This window comes from Acinetobacter sp. Ver3 (assembly GCF_000632455.1).
Classification (GTDB): Bacteria; Pseudomonadota; Gammaproteobacteria; order Pseudomonadales; family Moraxellaceae; genus Acinetobacter.
Genome location: NZ_JFYL01000060.1, coordinates 1 through 16,061 on the forward strand (window position 1 = coordinate 1; position 16,061 = coordinate 16,061).

General features: G+C 38.8%; 12 protein-coding genes and 1 pseudogene. 5 read left to right on the top strand and 8 right to left on the bottom strand.

From position 1 onward, the window contains the following. Positions 1-92 precede the first annotated feature (92 nt). Complete coding sequence (gene ftn, locus CL42_RS12855; RefSeq protein ID WP_035269243.1) at positions 93-557, bottom strand: heteropolymeric bacterioferritin subunit Ftn; 465 nt, start codon at positions 555-557, stop codon at positions 93-95. Between the two features lie 321 nt (positions 558-878). Here ftn and CL42_RS12860 point away from each other — a divergent pair, with 321 nt between their 5' ends. Next, positions 879-1,943: an SDR family oxidoreductase gene (locus CL42_RS12860; protein WP_035269269.1), complete on the top strand. Its 1,065-nt coding sequence runs from the start codon at positions 879-881 to the stop codon at positions 1,941-1,943. A gap of 61 nt (positions 1,944-2,004) precedes the next feature. On the opposite strand, the gene ligA is transcribed toward CL42_RS12860, so the two are convergent. The 5 genes from ligA to CL42_RS12885 form a co-directional block, all read right to left on the bottom strand. Next, positions 2,005-4,050, bottom strand: coding sequence for an NAD-dependent DNA ligase LigA (gene ligA, locus CL42_RS12865; RefSeq protein ID WP_035269246.1), 2,046 nt, complete (start codon positions 4,048-4,050; stop codon positions 2,005-2,007). A 96-nt stretch (positions 4,051-4,146) separates the two neighbouring features. Continuing rightward, the gene (locus tag CL42_RS12870) at positions 4,147-5,250 is read right to left on the bottom strand and encodes a cell division protein ZipA C-terminal FtsZ-binding domain-containing protein (RefSeq protein WP_035269249.1); all 1,104 of its coding nucleotides are present in this window, start codon (positions 5,248-5,250) and stop codon (positions 4,147-4,149) included. Position 5,251: 1 nt separating this feature from the next. Then, positions 5,252-8,704, bottom strand: a complete 3,453-nt coding sequence (gene smc, locus CL42_RS12875; protein WP_035269251.1) for a chromosome segregation protein SMC — start codon at positions 8,702-8,704, stop codon at positions 5,252-5,254. A 10-nt stretch (positions 8,705-8,714) separates the two neighbouring features. Next, on the bottom strand, positions 8,715-9,410 hold the full coding sequence (locus CL42_RS12880) for a GntR family transcriptional regulator (RefSeq protein ID WP_035269253.1): 696 nt from the start codon (positions 9,408-9,410) through the stop codon (positions 8,715-8,717). Positions 9,411-9,572: 162 nt separating this feature from the next. Further along, entirely contained in the window at positions 9,573-10,373 is an 801-nt protein-coding gene (locus CL42_RS12885; RefSeq protein WP_035269256.1) for a sulfite exporter TauE/SafE family protein, read from the bottom strand. Between the two features lie 27 nt (positions 10,374-10,400). Here CL42_RS12885 and CL42_RS12890 point away from each other — a divergent pair, with 27 nt between their 5' ends. From CL42_RS12890 to CL42_RS12900, 3 genes and pseudogenes are all read left to right on the top strand, one after another. Then, a complete protein-coding gene (locus CL42_RS12890) occupies positions 10,401-11,153 on the top strand; it encodes a biotin--[acetyl-CoA-carboxylase] ligase (RefSeq protein ID WP_035269259.1) in 753 nt (250 codons plus the stop codon). 26 nt (positions 11,154-11,179) lie between these two features. After that, positions 11,180-11,920 (top strand): type III pantothenate kinase, encoded by a 741-nt coding sequence (locus CL42_RS12895; RefSeq protein WP_035269271.1) that lies wholly within the window; start codon positions 11,180-11,182, stop codon positions 11,918-11,920. A gap of 102 nt (positions 11,921-12,022) precedes the next feature. Beyond that, a pseudogene (locus CL42_RS12900) lies at positions 12,023-12,490 on the top strand (hotdog fold domain-containing protein). Positions 12,491-12,520: 30 nt separating this feature from the next. On the opposite strand, the gene CL42_RS12905 reads toward CL42_RS12900, so the two are convergent. Beyond that, positions 12,521-13,075 (bottom strand): RBBP9/YdeN family alpha/beta hydrolase, encoded by a 555-nt coding sequence (locus CL42_RS12905; protein WP_035269260.1) that lies wholly within the window; start codon positions 13,073-13,075, stop codon positions 12,521-12,523. A gap of 123 nt (positions 13,076-13,198) precedes the next feature. Further along, positions 13,199-14,605: a signal recognition particle protein gene (gene ffh / locus CL42_RS12910; RefSeq protein WP_035269264.1), complete on the bottom strand. Its 1,407-nt coding sequence runs from the start codon at positions 14,603-14,605 to the stop codon at positions 13,199-13,201. A gap of 143 nt (positions 14,606-14,748) precedes the next feature. Here ffh and CL42_RS12915 point away from each other — a divergent pair, with 143 nt between their 5' ends. Then, the gene (locus tag CL42_RS12915; RefSeq protein ID WP_035269266.1) at positions 14,749-15,558 is read left to right on the top strand and encodes a cytochrome C assembly family protein; all 810 of its coding nucleotides are present in this window, start codon (positions 14,749-14,751) and stop codon (positions 15,556-15,558) included. The last annotated feature ends 503 nt before the right edge of the window (positions 15,559-16,061 follow it).

Below are 16,061 nucleotides of genomic sequence, written 5' to 3' on the forward strand. Positions count from 1 at the left end.
AAATTTGTCGTGTACAGAGAGATAATTATTAAAAATGAGTCAATTTAAGCAAAATTGAGATATAAAAAAACCCAGCCTTGCTGGGTTTTAACTTACATTTGAGACTGAATATAGTTTTGTAAACCAATTAGTTCAATTAAGCGAAGCTGTTTTTCCAACCAATAAGTATGATCTTCTTCGGTATCCGACATTTGTTGACGCAACATATCACGTGTCACGTAATCGCCTTTTTCCTCACAAAGCTTTACACCTTGCGCTAATTTTTCACGCACTTCGTACTCAAGCTTTAAATCAGCTTTTAAACATGAAACGACGTCTTCACCTACTTCAATATCATCACGACTCATATTCGGTGTACCTTCCAAGAATAAGACACGGCGAATAATAGCATCAGCATGTTGTGCTTCTTCTTGCATTTCGTGATCGATACGCTCAAAAATCTTAGTGAGACCCCAATCTTCATACATACGTGAATGAATGAGATATTGATCACGAGCAGCCAGTTCACCACCGATCAACATATTTAAGTAATCTACGACTTCTGGATTGCCACGCATTTCAATCACTCCATTCTTTAATAGCAACATTATGAACAATCAGAGCTTATTTTGCAAAAAATATAATGTGTAAGTTTATGATTTTTATATAATTAAAATGAGAAACATACGCATTTGCAGTTTGAATCACTTATTTTTTACTTAAAAAATAACCCCTTGCATACAGTTAAAAAAATTCGAGAGCAGTTTTAAACAAATTTTAGCTCTATTTAATTTTGTAACCAATCGAAGTGACTCTCATTACATTTGAGTTGATGTTGAAAATGATCAAGGACAAATCCTTTTTTTAATTTTAGAATGAATCTATTTGACCATCAGGCAATAACAATGATGACGACTACTGCCCCGATTTTGGTGACAGGTGCAACTGGCTATATTGCTGGTTGGGTAATTAAACAATTATTAGAACAAGGATACACCGTTCACGCCACTGTACGAGACTTAACTAAAAGTTCAAGTTTTCAACATTTAGAACAAATCGCATCTCAAACTTCAGGCGCTTTAAAGTTATTTCAAGCAAATCTCTTAGAAGAAGGTTCATTTGATGAAGCAATGAAAGACTGTGAAATTGTGATCCATATGGCGTCACCTTTTTTAGTGACTAACTTTAAAGATCCAATCACAGACTTGATTGACCCTGCACTAAAAGGTACGACCAATGTACTGAACAGTGTCAATCGTACAGATACAGTAAAACGTGTCGTTGTCACATCTAGTATTGCTTCAACTTATGGCGATGCAGTGGATATTTTGAAAACTGAGCAGAACCAGTTTGAAGAAAGCCATTGGAATACCACCAGTAGTGCCGAACACCAACCTTATTTTTACTCTAAAGTCGCAGCAGAACGTAAAGCATGGGATATGCAAAAGGCACAATCTCGATGGGATTTAGTGTGTATCAATCCCTCATTGGTTGTTGGACCATCACTTACACCTTCTACGCAATCTGGAAGTGTTGAAGTCATTCAACAATTTGGAAATGGCATGACTTTATTTGGTGTTCCTCCAATGTGGAATGGGTTAGTCGATGTTCGAGATGTCGCTCATGCGCATATCCAAGCAGCACTTCACCCTAAAGCACATGGACGATATATTATTAATGCTAAAACGATGACCCTACTCGAAATGGGTAAAACATTACGACAACATTTTGGTGGACGCTATCCTTTCCCACGAATGATTGCCCCCAAGTTTTTATTCAAATTATTCGCTCCTCTGTTTGGCTATACGCGAAAATTCGTTGACTTGAATGTGGGTTACCCCATTTACTTCAATGCTGAGCGTAGTAAGCAAGAATTAGGCATGCAATATCGTGACGTTGAGACAAGTATCGTAGAACATTTTCAACAGCTACTTGACGATGGCATTATCAAAAAACGTGGTTAATATCTAATTACTCGAGAAAAAAGGGCATCTATTGATGCCCTTCGTTATGTGCAAGATACACTTAAGACTCAGGTTCAGTGAGCTGACCATGCTGAATCATAAATGCAATAAACTCAGCTTCATTCATCACCGGAATACCTAGTTTTTCTGCTTTTTCAAGTTTGGAACCTGCCTTTTCACCAGCAACCAAGCATTTCGTTTTACTGGATACACTACCACTCACACGTGCACCTAATGCCTGTAAGAGTTGAGTCGCTTCATCTCGCCCCATACTGCTTAAAGTACCAGTCACCACCCAGCTCTCACCATTTAAAGGTTGTCGAGTCGGTGCTATCGGTGCATCCCAATGAATTCCAGCCTCAATTAATCGATTTAATACTTCAATATTATGTTCAGCTTTGAAAAAGTCTAATATCCATTCTGCAGTAATATCACCTACATCAGGGGTTTTCTTTAATGCTTCTAAATCAGCAGATTTCAGCGCATCTAAAGTCTGGAAGGTATTGGCTAACATTCGAGCCGTAGTCTCGCCTACTCCTCGAATGCCTAGTGCGTAAATAAATGCCGCTAATGTTGTTTTTTTACTACTTTCTATTGAGTCTATGAGATTTTGTACAGATTTCTCACCCATTTTTTCAATAGTCAGCAGCTTTTCACGATGCTCGTGCAAGTGGTAAATGTCTGCAACATCTTTGAGGAGTTCAAGATGTAATAAAGACTCAACCCAACGATCACCCAAACCTTCGATGTCCATTGCTTTACGTGATACAAAATGACGGATCGCCTCTATACGCTGTGCCGCACAATAAAGCCCCCCTGAACATCGTGCTAAAGCTTCGCCTTCGGGCATCACAACTGGAGAAGCACATACAGGACATTGTTCTGGCAATTGAATTTCAGTGGTTTCTAGAGGTCGAAATTCTGGCCAAACCTTTTCAACTTTAGGAATAACATCTCCGCTACGATAGACACTCACCGTATCTCCAACGCGCACGTCCAAGCGATGTATTTCACCAATATTATGTAAAGTCACGTTTGATACTGTGACTCCGCCAACCGATACAGGATTTAATCGCGCTACAGGCGTTAAAGTACCTGTACGCCCTACCTGCCAATCAATATTTTCAACTGTGGTTAGCGCAGCCACTGCAGGGAACTTATATGCTGTTGCCCATCGAGGTTCACGACTTAAAAAGCCTAATTGTTGTTGTTGCTTCAAATCATTGACTTTTATCACCATCCCGTCAATTTCAACTGACAGGTTTGGACGCTCCTGATTTACAGATTCATAAGCCGCTTGAACCTCTTCAATACTGTCACAAACAAAATGTTTTTCCCCAACAGCAAAGCCCAACTGTTCAAGCCAATTTAAGCTCTCTGACATCGTGCTCAGACCATGATGTGGCATGCATTGCGCAATACCATAAGCATAGAATGCAAGTGGTCGTGATGCTGCTATGGTCGGATCAAGTTGACGCAAACTCCCTGCTGCTGCATTTCTTGGGTTAGCAAAAGTTTTCTCACCTTTGGCCTCATTTTCAGCATTTAACTTTACAAATCCAGCTTTAGGCATTAGTACTTCGCCACGAACTTCTAACAACGCTGGTGGTACACCTTGAGACATCATGAGTACTTTAGGCAAATTACGAATTGTTTTTACATTTTGGGTTATGACTTCTCCTGTTTCACCATCCCCACGTGTAACCGCTCGAATCAACACACCATGTTCATACCATAGTGAGATCGCAAGCCCATCAAATTTAAGTTCGACGTCGTATTGGATTTTCTGGTTCGGTAAACGCTCTTCAATTCTGCGTGCAAAGGCAAAAAGTTCATCCTGATTAAACACATTACCCAAAGACAACATTGGAACAGTATGTGTAATATTTTCAAACTTAGATAAAGGTTTATCACCGACTTTATTGGTCGGTGTATCCGTCTGTACTAAATCAGGATATTGTTCTTCTAAGTTTTTTAGTTGATAAAACAATTGATCATATTCACTGTCTTCAATTGTCGGCTGATCCATCACATAATAAGCATGGTTATGCCGAGCCAGTAATTGAATGAGTTGGCGCATTTGCGCAACGACAGCGTTCTGATCCATATTTTCACCATATAAAAGGGCGGAAAATTCCGCCCAATAATTTCAACCTAAACAGTATAAATGACTTTACACAAATTCAGTAAGTCACCTAGGTGATTAAACAGCTTGACCTGATCTATAGTCGATCGCTTTATGGCGCCAGTGTTCTTTTAACTGCGGTGTAAATTCAAGATTATTTTCATCATAGACGGTACCATCTGTTTCACGTGCAATAAGCCCTGCAATACTAACCATACTGTCATAGCCTTTTTGAACATTATGATGCGGTAATGCTAAGAAGAATGCTAAACCTTGAACTTGTTCACCGGATAATGTTTCTAAATCGAAACCTGCAGGACCCTGATCTGTGATTCTGAGTACGGAAAACAGCAATGGGCTGACTGCATCAGGAGTTTCATAACGATGGAAACAGTTCATTTCGCCAAAGCGCAATCCATATTTCATTAACACTTTCAAAGCTTTATCACCTGAAAGTGCTTTTCGAGGGTTCGGATACATATTCAAACTAATAATGTATTCGGCATTTGCTAAAGCACTTTCATCATCAAAACGTTGCTGTTCATGTAAATGCACATCCAAGATGCTGCTTTCCTCTTCAAATTCTTTGATTTCAGCAGTTTGAATATTCGGATTTAATACAAAACTTGGCTCAACTTTTTTAGAGTCTTCAATTGTAGTTTCTACGATTGAATCTTTGGAAATAAGATCTGCACTTTGAGTGTCTGTTACACCATCAATCGACTGAGCTTTACTCTCGACTGTTTCTGTATTTTTTTCTAGTGGGTCAGTCTCAGTGCTGTCCGAGTTTTTACTGGAGTCGAGCAGAGATTTACTTTCTTTCTCTGCAAGGTCTACTGAAGTATTCAGTTGCACTGTATCTACCACTTCTACAGTTTTTTGAATATTTTCAGGCGTCTTTGTAGCATGCTGATCAGCTGTTTGATCCACTCGAGCCACATCACTCGCTTCAATGTCTTTCAAACTTGGTTCTACACGCTCAGAAGAAGCCAATGGTGCGGCTTGCGCCTGTAAAAGACTACGAACATGACGAGGAATGACGGGTTGATTACATTGTTCATTTATATGTAATTCAGCATCTAATGACGGTGCTGCATCACTCGGCTTGCGCAGGATCATAAACAACCCTATGCAACAGATCACGATTGCGATCACAATTCCGATAATGGTACTGATTTCCATATTAAGACTCCGCAGCTAAACCGTATTCTTTCGCTTCTTCTAGATCAACAGTGACTAACTTCGATGTTCCTGGCTCAGGCATTGTTACACCAAGTAAGTCAGTAGCCATCGTCATCGCAACTTTATTGTGTGTAATGTAAATGAATTGGACCTGTTCAGAAAGCTCTTTTACTAAATTACAAAAACGTCCAACATTTGCATCATCTAACGGTGCATCAACCTCATCCAATACACAAAATGGTGCTGGATTCAGTCGAAATATAGCAAAAACTAATGCTAGTGCTGTTAGTGCTTTTTCACCGCCTGATAACAATGCTAAAGAACTATTTCGCTTTCCTGGTGGTCGAGCCATTAGCTTTACACCAGATTGCCAATCATCTTCTAAACTTAAACTTGCTTCACCACCATTAAACACCTTTGGGAATAAGTTTTGCAATTCCGCATTTACTTGATCAAAGGTAGTCATGAATAGCTTTTTAGTTTCTTGATCAATGCTTTTCATCGCATCCTTTAATTGTGCGACTGTTTTTTCAAGATCTTCAATTTGATGGCTTAAATCTTCATAGCGCTTTGATACTTCTTCATACTCTTCTGAAGCTGCTAAGTTCACAGCGCCTATTTTGTCAAACTGACGCTGTGCCTGCTCTAACTGCTGTTGGTGCTGACTCAAATCAATTTTCACATTTTCTAATAATTCTGCATTAAGCTCTTTTAATTGTTCAGCATAATGTTGTAAATCAGATTTAGCCACTTGCCATGCTAAACGCTTCTCTTCTAACTGGGTTCTAAAGTGCTCATCACTTTGCTGATGATTTAACCGTAGCTCCGTCAATTTTTGTTGCTTAGACTGTATTTCATTAAGTTCGACTTGCCATGAGGACCAAGTCTTTTGTAACTTTTCAGTCTGCTGCTTTTGAACCTCATATTGGCTTTGCAAAGTGGGTAATTCTAATTGAATCGGATCCACGAAATTTTTAGCTTGTGTAATTTGAGTGATGATCTGCTGATATTGCGTTTTTAGAAAACTTGCATCTTTTTCCAACAGCTCAATTTGTTGCTGATTTTGCGTATGAGTACGGCGGTTTGTTTCTAACTCTTGTTGTTTTTTGTAGACTAAGTCCTGAAGATGCTCAACCTGATCATTCAATTCTTCAACTTGAAACTCTAAGGTTTTGTAGTGTGGAAGATTGTGTTCAATTTTAAGCATCAATGCATGTAAATCGATTTCCAAATCATCTTTTTGCATCGCATCTTCTTCAAGCTGCGCATCAAGTTGAGCAATTTGTGACTCGATGTGTAGATTTTGCGACTCGAAAGCCTGCTGAGCCATTTGCTGTTTTGCAATCTTCACTTCAACTTGGTGAGCAAGGGCTTGATGATTTTTTAACGCTTTTTGCAACTCCGTACATTCACTATTTTTTTGTTCAAGCTTTAATTGCATCTCAGCGAGTTCGAGCGTCATTGACTCATGCGCTTTCACCATTTGTGTCAACTCTGAATCAATTTCATCTAATCGAATTCGGTGGCTAAGTGCTCCTTGAGCATCTTGACTCGACTCATCAAAGTACAGACCAATCATCCAGTCAGGACCCATATGATAGCCATCCAAACTTAAAATAGACTCACCTTGTTTTAATTGAGGCTGTAATTGAAGCGCCTGCTCAAAATCTTGAGCTATCGCAACGTTTAACCATAATGAGTTTTGGGGGAAATCAATCCAGCTCGCTAATGTGGGTAAACCAAGTACAGTCCCAGATACATCTTGCTGAATAACTTTTAATTGACGGGCAGATTCGGTCTGAAATAAATCTTCACTCTTTAACGTATTCGCATGCAGCCACTTTGACAGAAATTTTTCGACCAATGCTGCAAATGGTTTCGCCTGATCTTTTAGCTTCAAAATTTGCATTAAAGGGTCATTGCTCTTCGATGCATGTCGACTGACTTTCACCACAAGCTGTTGTAATTGTTTTTGTTCAGATTTCAAAATCTGTATGTGTGAATTCAAATCTGTGCATTTACTTTTTTGCTCAGTCAATGAGATTTGATCACGTTTCAATTGAGTTTCTAATTTCTCAATTCTTTCTTCTAGACGAACGATTTCAATCTGTACATCATTTTTTTCATGCAGGAGATTGTCAATATCATCCTGTTCATACTGTGCTTGATTTTGAGATTTTTGTTCGAGCAAAGTTTGTTTTTGCTGCTCAATTCGAAGCACATTTTTAGCCAATTGATCACTCTGCGCCAACATTTGTGCACGTTGCTGTTGTTGCTTTTCAACCAATGCTTTTATTTCAGAAAATGATTTTTGCGCTTCAAGTTGCTTTGCCTTCAGCTCATTGAATTGTTGTAAATCAAGCTGTGCATTTGATTCAGTATCACTCAATGTTGTTGCTTGATGTTCTTGCTGGAGGATCAAATCTTCCAACTGAATATCAATCAGTTGCATCCGCTCTTTGGTTTGTATTTTTTGCTCTTCAAGCTGCTTTAAAGTTAAAGTATTTTGAGCAAACAATTGCTGTTTTTGATCCAAATTGGCTTGTAATTCAGCCAGCTTTTTTTCAGCTTGTTGCCATTCTTGCTGAAGTGGTGTGGATTGTTGCATTAATCGCTGAAATAACTCATTTGTTGCTGTTAAATCATGCTCAACAGTGGTGAGTTCAGAACGAACAAGCTTAAATTGCTCACCCAATTCAGTCATTTCAGTTGTATATTCTTGTTGAATTCGTTCACTTTGATGGCATTGAAATGAAAGTATCTCAACTTTCAAAGTTCGAATTTCAGTCTCTAAAGCTTTATATTGAAGTGCAGCTTCTGCTTGACGCTTTAGTGTCTTTAATTGGGATTTTAATTCAACAGCAATGTCATTTAGACGACTTAAATTTTGATGAGTATGTTCTAAATGTTGCATCGTCTCACGACGACGTGCTTGATAACGTGATACTCCAGCAGCTTCTTCGATATAAACGCGCATTTCATCTGGTTTTGCATCGACCAAACGGTTAATCATGCCTTGTTCAATAATCGCATACGAACGAGGACCTAAGCCTGTTCCTAAAAAAATATCTGTAATATCACGGCGGCGGCATTTTGTACCATTAAGAAAATATTCAGATTTACCATCGCGATTGACTTGGCGACGTACCGCCAACTCACTATAAGCGTTATATGCTCCACCTAATTTTCCATAGGTATTTTCGAAGCGTAATTCTACACTCGCCATTCCCACTGGTTTACGCTTTGCTGTCCCAGTAAAAATGACATCCTGCATACTTCCACCACGTAACTGGCGTGCGCTTGACTCTCCCATCACCCATCGGATTGCATCGATGACGTTGGATTTACCACAACCATTTGGTCCCACGACTGCGGTACGGTTGGCTTTAAATTGTAAGGTGCTGCTATCCGCAAAAGATTTAAAGCCAGAGAGTTTTAAGCTGCTTAATCGCATAGTGTCCTGATTATCTGCGCGATCTCCGCGCCCAAGCTAGTTCAATTTGTTTCATTCGTGTCAGTGACTCTAACACTAGATTGCGCAAGTGTCGGCAAAAATCTTCCATAAATAAAGTAGCTTGTTGTGATTTTCGGATCAAAATTGCATCGATCACGAGCTTAATTAATTCAAGTGCTTCTTGGAGCTCTCTACGCGAAGTATTTAAGGTTAAAAAATAACTACGACGTATAGATGGCAACAGTTCGCGATAAAACTTCATTAAGTAAGGGTTGGCTACCATATCTTGTTGCTTAGCTAAAAATTGAAATACACCATCGTAAAATTTTTCAGTATTACTTTGTTTAACTTGTTCAATTAAATATTGCAAAAGTTGCTGAAGCGCCTCAGCTTCATGATTACGCCAAGTTTCACTCATACGCTGGACGATCTGCCCTAACATAAGAGCACTCGTATCAAATAAAGCTCGCACTTGTTGGGCAGACATTTCTGACACAATTGCGCCGCGTCTTGGATAAATTTCAATTAAATGCGTGCGTTCAAGTAATAATAAAGCTTCACGTACCGAACCTCGACTCACGTCTAATTCTTTAGCGATACGCAATTCTTGTATACGTTCACCTTCGACCAATTCGCCACTAATAATCTGTTCACTTATATGTCTGGCTATTTGCTCTGAAAGGCTGTCCACTTCTTCCAATTGCATAATATTCCTATTTATTTTTTTACTCACACTTCATCAAGCATGATGCTATTTTATTGTTTTTATACCAATAGCATCATACTGACTATGTCTTTGTCTGACAATTTATCAAATTTTTAAGTCAATACACATCATTATTTTCGAGAATGATTTGGCATATTTTTCTCAAAATACGCCTTGATAAATAAAATAAATCCCTACAGTTGTAAGCAAAGCTGCAAAACATTTTTTCAACATCGCTGCTGACAGTTTATGTGCAACTTTTGCTCCTACTTTTGCGGTGATAAAACTCATTACACTAATGCCAATGAATGCATAAACATGAACATATCCAATGGCATTTTCGATTTCAGCAGGTGCTTTTTGTCCGTAGAACATAAATCCAAATGCACCTGCTAAAGCAATCGGCAGTCCACATGCAGCAGATGTTGCAACAGCTTTTTGCATCACCACCCCATGATGATTTAAATAAGGTACGGTTAAACTTCCTCCACCGATCCCAAAAATTGCTGAAGCCACCCCAATTCCACTTCCCGCAGCCAATTGAGCAGGTACAGAAGGTAGTTGCTTAGATTGATCGACCACCACATTAGCACCACGGAACATACGGTATGCAACCCAAATTGCGAAACAACCGATAATCAATTGCAGCATTGGTCCAGAGATAATACTGGCCAATCCAGCACCAAAAAATGAACCCAGTACCAAACCTGGCGCTAAATTTTTAAATACTGACCATAGCACTGCACCTTTTTTATGATGTGCCATAACTGAGCTAATCGATGTGACCACAATCGTAGCCAATGATGTTCCAAGCGCCATGTGCATAATGACAGTTGGGTCATAACCCATTTGGGTAAATACAATAAATAAAATGGGTACGATGATTAATCCACCGCCCACGCCAAACAACCCTGCAGTAAAACCAGCGATTGCACCAATAGCTAAATATATGATTAACTCCATAAATCTTTTACTCTTCTCAGATTCAACATGGATTTAGAGACTCGCCACCTCAGTCAGCTTTTAACTGAAGCTCAACAACTTCCAGAAGTTTTACTGTTAAAACAGAGCACCACTTCAACCAATGATGAAGTACGCGCACTCATCAAAAAAGGTGTACAGGGTATTCTTGTATGCAGTGAGACTCAAACTCAGGGACGTGGACAACATCAACGACAATGGGTTTCCCCAGTCGGGAATATTTATTTAAGCACATTGCTAGAAACCAAAACACCCTTAGATGGTCGACTATCCCTTGAGATTGCACTTAATATTTTGCAAATTCCTTCATTTAAGTCATTGGATCATTTACAAATCAAATGGCCAAATGACCTTTATAGTGCGCAAGGCAAATGGGGTGGCATTTTGGTAGAGCCTGTAACCCCACATCAGGCGATTGTTGGTGTTGGTATTAATTTATTGCCTGTTTCTGATGCAGCAATCGAACAGCAAACCACATCAATCATGCAATTGGGTTTAGCTCATCCAAATCGAATTAAGATTATTTCAGAGCTTTATCTTGCCATCATGCAAGCCGGACAATGGTTTGAGCACGGAAGTTATAATCTCTCAGTACGTTTCAATCACTATGCTGCTTTTATGAATCAGACTGTAGAATTTGAGCAAGTGAATAAAACAGTACAAGGTATCTTTAAAGGTATTGGAGACGATGGTCGAATTAATATTTTGACTGAACAAGGTTTAATCGGTTTGTATCAAGGGCGTTTACGCTTAAAAAAATAGAGAAAAGATAGGTCAGCGAATACATGATGAAACGTCTTTGGTTAGATATAGGCAATACGCGTTTAAAATATTGGATCACGGAAGGTGAGCAAATCTTGGAGCATGTGGCGGAGCTTCATCTACAATCTCCTGCGGACTTAATGTTGGGTCTCATCCAACACTTTAAATCTCAAAACCTATCAGAAGTCGGTATCTCATCTGTTCAAGACAAGAAAAATAACGATCGCATACTCAAAATTTTAAAACTGCTGGATATCCCAATTGTCGTTGCTAAAGTTCATCAAGAATATGCAGGACTCCAATGTGGATATACAGAACCGAATCAATTGGGTATCGATCGTTGGCTACAAGTTCTAGCGGTCGTCACCGATCCTCAAGAGAAATATTGCGTGATCAGTTGTGGAACGGCCTTAACAATTGATTTAGCAGATGGATTTACACATTTAGGGGGATATATCGTACCTAATCTCTATCTACAACGAGACTCACTTATTCAAAATACCAAAGGGATCAAAATCCCTGATGCTGCATTTGATGAGTTAAGTCCTGGGCAAAATACAATGGATGCTGTTCATCATGGTATTTTATTGGGATTGGTCAGTATGATCGAAAAAGTTTTAACAACATCTCCAAGAAAATTAATCCTTACAGGTGGAGATGCAGCACTTTTTGCTCAATATTTACAATCTTATGACCCGAAAATTGAAACCGATTTATTATTAAAAGGCTTACAACGCTATCTTGCTGTCACGCAACAAAAAACATAACTTGGTCATCAGGTCTGCTGAACTGAGTGTCTCTTAAAACAAAAAATTATTCACTCAGTGTCAGTACACACATCCAAAATACAAAAAAACAGGCTGAACAACATGAATAACAGGACGTTAAACGTTTGGAATATCGCGAAGAAACTGCCCTTTGGGAAAATACTTTTCAATTAAGTGATCCAACTCAAAGCACCTTATTTCAAGTCGATTCGCACGAAAATTATTGAATTGAGACCAGATTTTTGTCAGGTCCAGATGTCTAAAGAAAAAAGGGTTTTAAATCACCTCGATACTATACATGCGATCGCATTGTGTAATTTGGCAGAGCTTACTGGTGGTCTAATGACAGAAGTCACTCTTCCACCAAGCCATCGATGGATACCCGATGGTATGCAAGTCAACTATATTAAAAAAGCAACGACCGATTTAACAGCAGTTGCTTATCCTCTGACGCCAATTCAAGCGGGTCAATCCATACCAAATAAATTTGTAGCGTGTATCGAAGTCCATGATCAAAACCAAGCGCTTGTCTTTAGAGCAGAAATCAATATGTGGGTGACATCACGTTAAACACGTCAGTGAGAGCTTATAGCTTCTGAATTAATCTCGAACAATCTCAGCCCAAACCTCAGGCAATGCAGTACAACCTTCTGAATCAATAAAATGCCCTTGATGTTCTGCAGCAACGACATGTGCATCAATACTTTCAGCTTGTTGGAAACTAAATTTAGGCAGAACGCTCTTATCACCTTCAGAATAAATGACCACGCGATCATGAACTTGGTCACGAATGAGTTCAAAATCTATATCTGCTGCATCAATAAATGGATTAACTTGCTCAAGCCGCCCTAAACGTCCATTGAAACCAGCAACTAGAATTAATTTTTTGATTTTTTGGTTTAAAAGCACTTGGCTTAAGTAATGTAAAGTTGCAATACACCCGAGACTGTGAGCAACAAAAATTGTTTGATCATCAATTTGAGCTATTTGCTCTTTCATTTGTTGTTGCCACGTTCCTAATAGTGGCGTCTCAGAAGGATCTAATCTCAATACTTTTAATGGAATACCATACTGATCAGCTTGTTGTTGTATCCATGGAAACCAATTTTCTTCAGGGCTTGCCGTATATCCATGCACAACATAAACCTGTGTCATTTTCTTGCACTCTTGACTGTATTCTCAACATCATGAATTGATTATTTTTTAAACTAAATAGTAAGTTTGCAAAATTATGTAGCATGAAAAAAGGCGCCACAGCGCCTTTTTAATTTTTGGGAATTATTTTGGATCTTTTCCACCGAATAACGGACCAACGCCACCGCCGCCACCAAATTTCTTTTGCATACCGCTTAATGATTTCATCATTTTCGCCATACCCGATGGATTCGCAAATTTTTTCATCATTTTTGCCATTTGGGCATGTTGTTTGATCAGCTTATTGACTTCAGCAACATCCATACCACAACCTGCTGCGATACGTTTTTTACGGCTTGGATTCATCAAGTCAGGATTGCGACGCTCTTTGATGGTCATCGATTGAATAATCGCTTCCATTTTCTTCACTTGCTTTTCAGGATTTGCTTGAGCAATCGCATCCTGAATTCCTGAGTTACTCATGCCAGGCAACTTGTCTAAGAAGCCCATCATACCGCCCATTTTATTCATTTGTTCAAACTGCATCAGCATATCTTCAAAGTTGAAGCTGCCGCCTTTTTGCAGTTTTTTCGCCATTTTTTCAGCTTTTTCTTTGTCGACTTTACGTTCAAGCTCTTCAACCAAAGAAAGAACATCACCCATACCTAAGATACGTTGTGCTACACGCTCAGGATGGAATGGTTCAAGGGCATCGAGTTTCTCCCCCATCCCCAAGAATTTAATAGGCTTACCAGTAATTGCACGAACAGAAAGTGCTGCACCACCACGCGCATCACCATCAGTTTTTGTAAGAATCACACCGGTTAAAGGCAATGCATCATTGAATGCTTTTGCTGTATTTGCAGCATCCTGACCGGTCATTGCATCTACAACGAACAGTGTTTCTGTAGGATTAATCGCTGCATGCAATTCTTTAATTTCGCCCATCATATCGTCATCGATATGTAAACGACCTGCAGTATCGACAATCAATACATCCGCAAATTGAATTTTGGCTTGTTCAATTGCTCGGTTTGCAATCGTAATTGGCTTTTCATCAGCACTTGATTCAAAGAAAATCGCGCCGACTTCACCTGCTACAGTCTGGAGCTGCTTAATCGCTGCAGGACGATAGACGTCGGCAGAAACCATTGCGACTTTTTTCTTTTGTCGCTCTTGTAAAAAACGAGCTAATTTTGCAGCAGTCGTCGTTTTACCTGCACCTTGTAAACCAGCCAATAAAACAACAACGGGAGGCTTTGCAGCAAGATCAAGACTTTCATTTGCCTCACCCATCATTTTGGTGAGCTCATCATGAACAATTTTGACGAATGCTTGGCCTGGAGATAACTGTGACATCACCTCTTGACCTAATGCCTCTTCCTTAACTTTCGCGATAAATTCACGAGTTACAGGAAGTGCAACATCGGCTTCAAGAAGTGCCATACGCACTTCACGTAACGTATCTTTAATATTGTCTTCGGTCAGTTGCCCAGAGCCAGTAACATTTCTTAAACTCTGCGTGAGTCGTTCTGTTAAGGTATCAAACATTGCAAAATCCGCTTAAAATGGTTGTTGCAAAAAAATCTTTCTTAAAATAGAAAATTTATGCATAAGATGCTATAGGATACTGTAGTTCGTTTGGAATTTATATCTTATTAGATGAATATTCAGCATCCATAAAAAGGTTTGACATGATTAGCCTCCCTTTGGTTTACACAATTTTAGCATTGATCGCCTATACCACTGCCTTTTGGTATTTATTTACCCATTTAATGACTAAACGTGTCCCTAATCATTGGTTTATCAGTCTCGTAGCTGGATTAGGCTTGATCTTGCATGCTGTCGTCTTATTGATAGATATGAAAACGCCTTTCGGCATTAACTATAATGTTTTTAATCTCCTTTCATTTACTTCAGCACTCATGTTGTTATTGAGCCTGCTTTATAGCACTTATCGACCTGTACTTGCGCTAAATCTGATTGGAATACCAGTAGCTGCATTGGGTTTAATTTTAGGCTATTCCTTGAGCCAGCCTATACTTACACTTAAACAGAACACACTTGGACTTGATGTCCATATTATTTTGTCACTCTCAGCTTATGCAGTGCTATTAATGGCAACAATTCACGCAGTTTTGTTGTGGTTACAAGATCGTGAGTTAAAAAACAAACAGAAACATCGTGTTTGGGTAAATCTATTACCCTCCTATCAAGCAATGGAATCTCTGTTATTCGATATGCTTGTTACAGGTTTCATTTTATTAAGTACTGCACTTATCTTCGGCTTTTTTACGATTGATGATTTTTTTGCTCAACATTTAGCGCATAAAACAGCATTTAGTATTGTTTCTTGGTTTGTTTATGGTGCTTTATTATTTGGGCATTACCGTTTTGGCTGGCGTGGGCAAAAAGCTAGATGTTTTACTATTGTAGGTTTTATGCTCTTAGCCATTGGCTTTATCGGTTCTAAATTCGTTTTAGAAACTATTCTTGGTAAATAGCCCCTTCTTAAATCACTCACTTACACCACTCTAAAAATAATCACAAGCGAGTTGAAAATTTAATGTCGATCACTTTTCTTCGTTTGGAAGGAAGGGGGCGCATCCGTAAATGAATAATAGCCCCCTTTCATAAATCAAAAAACAATCATTCAGATGGTGTTTTAAAATAAAGAAAAGTCCCTTCTCCCTTTGGGATGAGCAGGTTACTGCACAAGAGGATGATGGTGATATTAGAAAAATAACCTCTCCCTAACCCTCTCCTACATGGAGAGGGAACTTGCATTAGTGATTTAAATGGTTAAAAAATGATTTATGAAAGAGGTCTAATGATGTAATTATTTAAAGTTGATTAATAAAAATTTGACTTACTAATTTACCCATCAATATTGTGATAAAAGTCACAATGTTAATTATATTTGCAATTAAAAACAAACAATATTAATAAATGTGATTGTTATCAACATTAATAGACCTCTTGCGAAAGTAAAAAACCACCTCAACCT

Bases quoted from the DNA above. Each gene is read 5' to 3' on its own strand.
- CL42_RS12905 (WP_035269260.1), bottom strand. From the start codon at position 13,075: ATGACACAGGTTTATGTTGTGCATGGATATACGGCAAGCCCTGAAGAA.
- CL42_RS12885 (WP_035269256.1), bottom strand. From the start codon at position 10,373: ATGGAGTTAATCATATATTTAGCTATTGGTGCAATCGCTGGTTTTACT.
- CL42_RS12895 (WP_035269271.1), top strand. From the start codon at position 11,180: ATGAAACGTCTTTGGTTAGATATAGGCAATACGCGTTTAAAATATTGG.
- ffh (WP_035269264.1), bottom strand. From the start codon at position 14,605: ATGTTTGATACCTTAACAGAACGACTCACGCAGAGTTTAAGAAATGTT.
- CL42_RS12880 (WP_035269253.1), bottom strand. From the start codon at position 9,410: ATGCAATTGGAAGAAGTGGACAGCCTTTCAGAGCAAATAGCCAGACAT.
- ftn (WP_035269243.1), bottom strand. From the start codon at position 557: ATGCGTGGCAATCCAGAAGTCGTAGATTACTTAAATATGTTGATCGGT.
- smc (WP_035269251.1), bottom strand. From the start codon at position 8,704: ATGCGATTAAGCAGCTTAAAACTCTCTGGCTTTAAATCTTTTGCGGAT.
- CL42_RS12870 (WP_035269249.1), bottom strand. From the start codon at position 5,250: ATGGAAATCAGTACCATTATCGGAATTGTGATCGCAATCGTGATCTGT.
- ligA (WP_035269246.1), bottom strand. From the start codon at position 4,050: ATGGATCAGAACGCTGTCGTTGCGCAAATGCGCCAACTCATTCAATTA.
- CL42_RS12915 (WP_035269266.1), top strand. From the start codon at position 14,749: ATGATTAGCCTCCCTTTGGTTTACACAATTTTAGCATTGATCGCCTAT.
- CL42_RS12890 (WP_035269259.1), top strand. From the start codon at position 10,401: ATGGATTTAGAGACTCGCCACCTCAGTCAGCTTTTAACTGAAGCTCAA.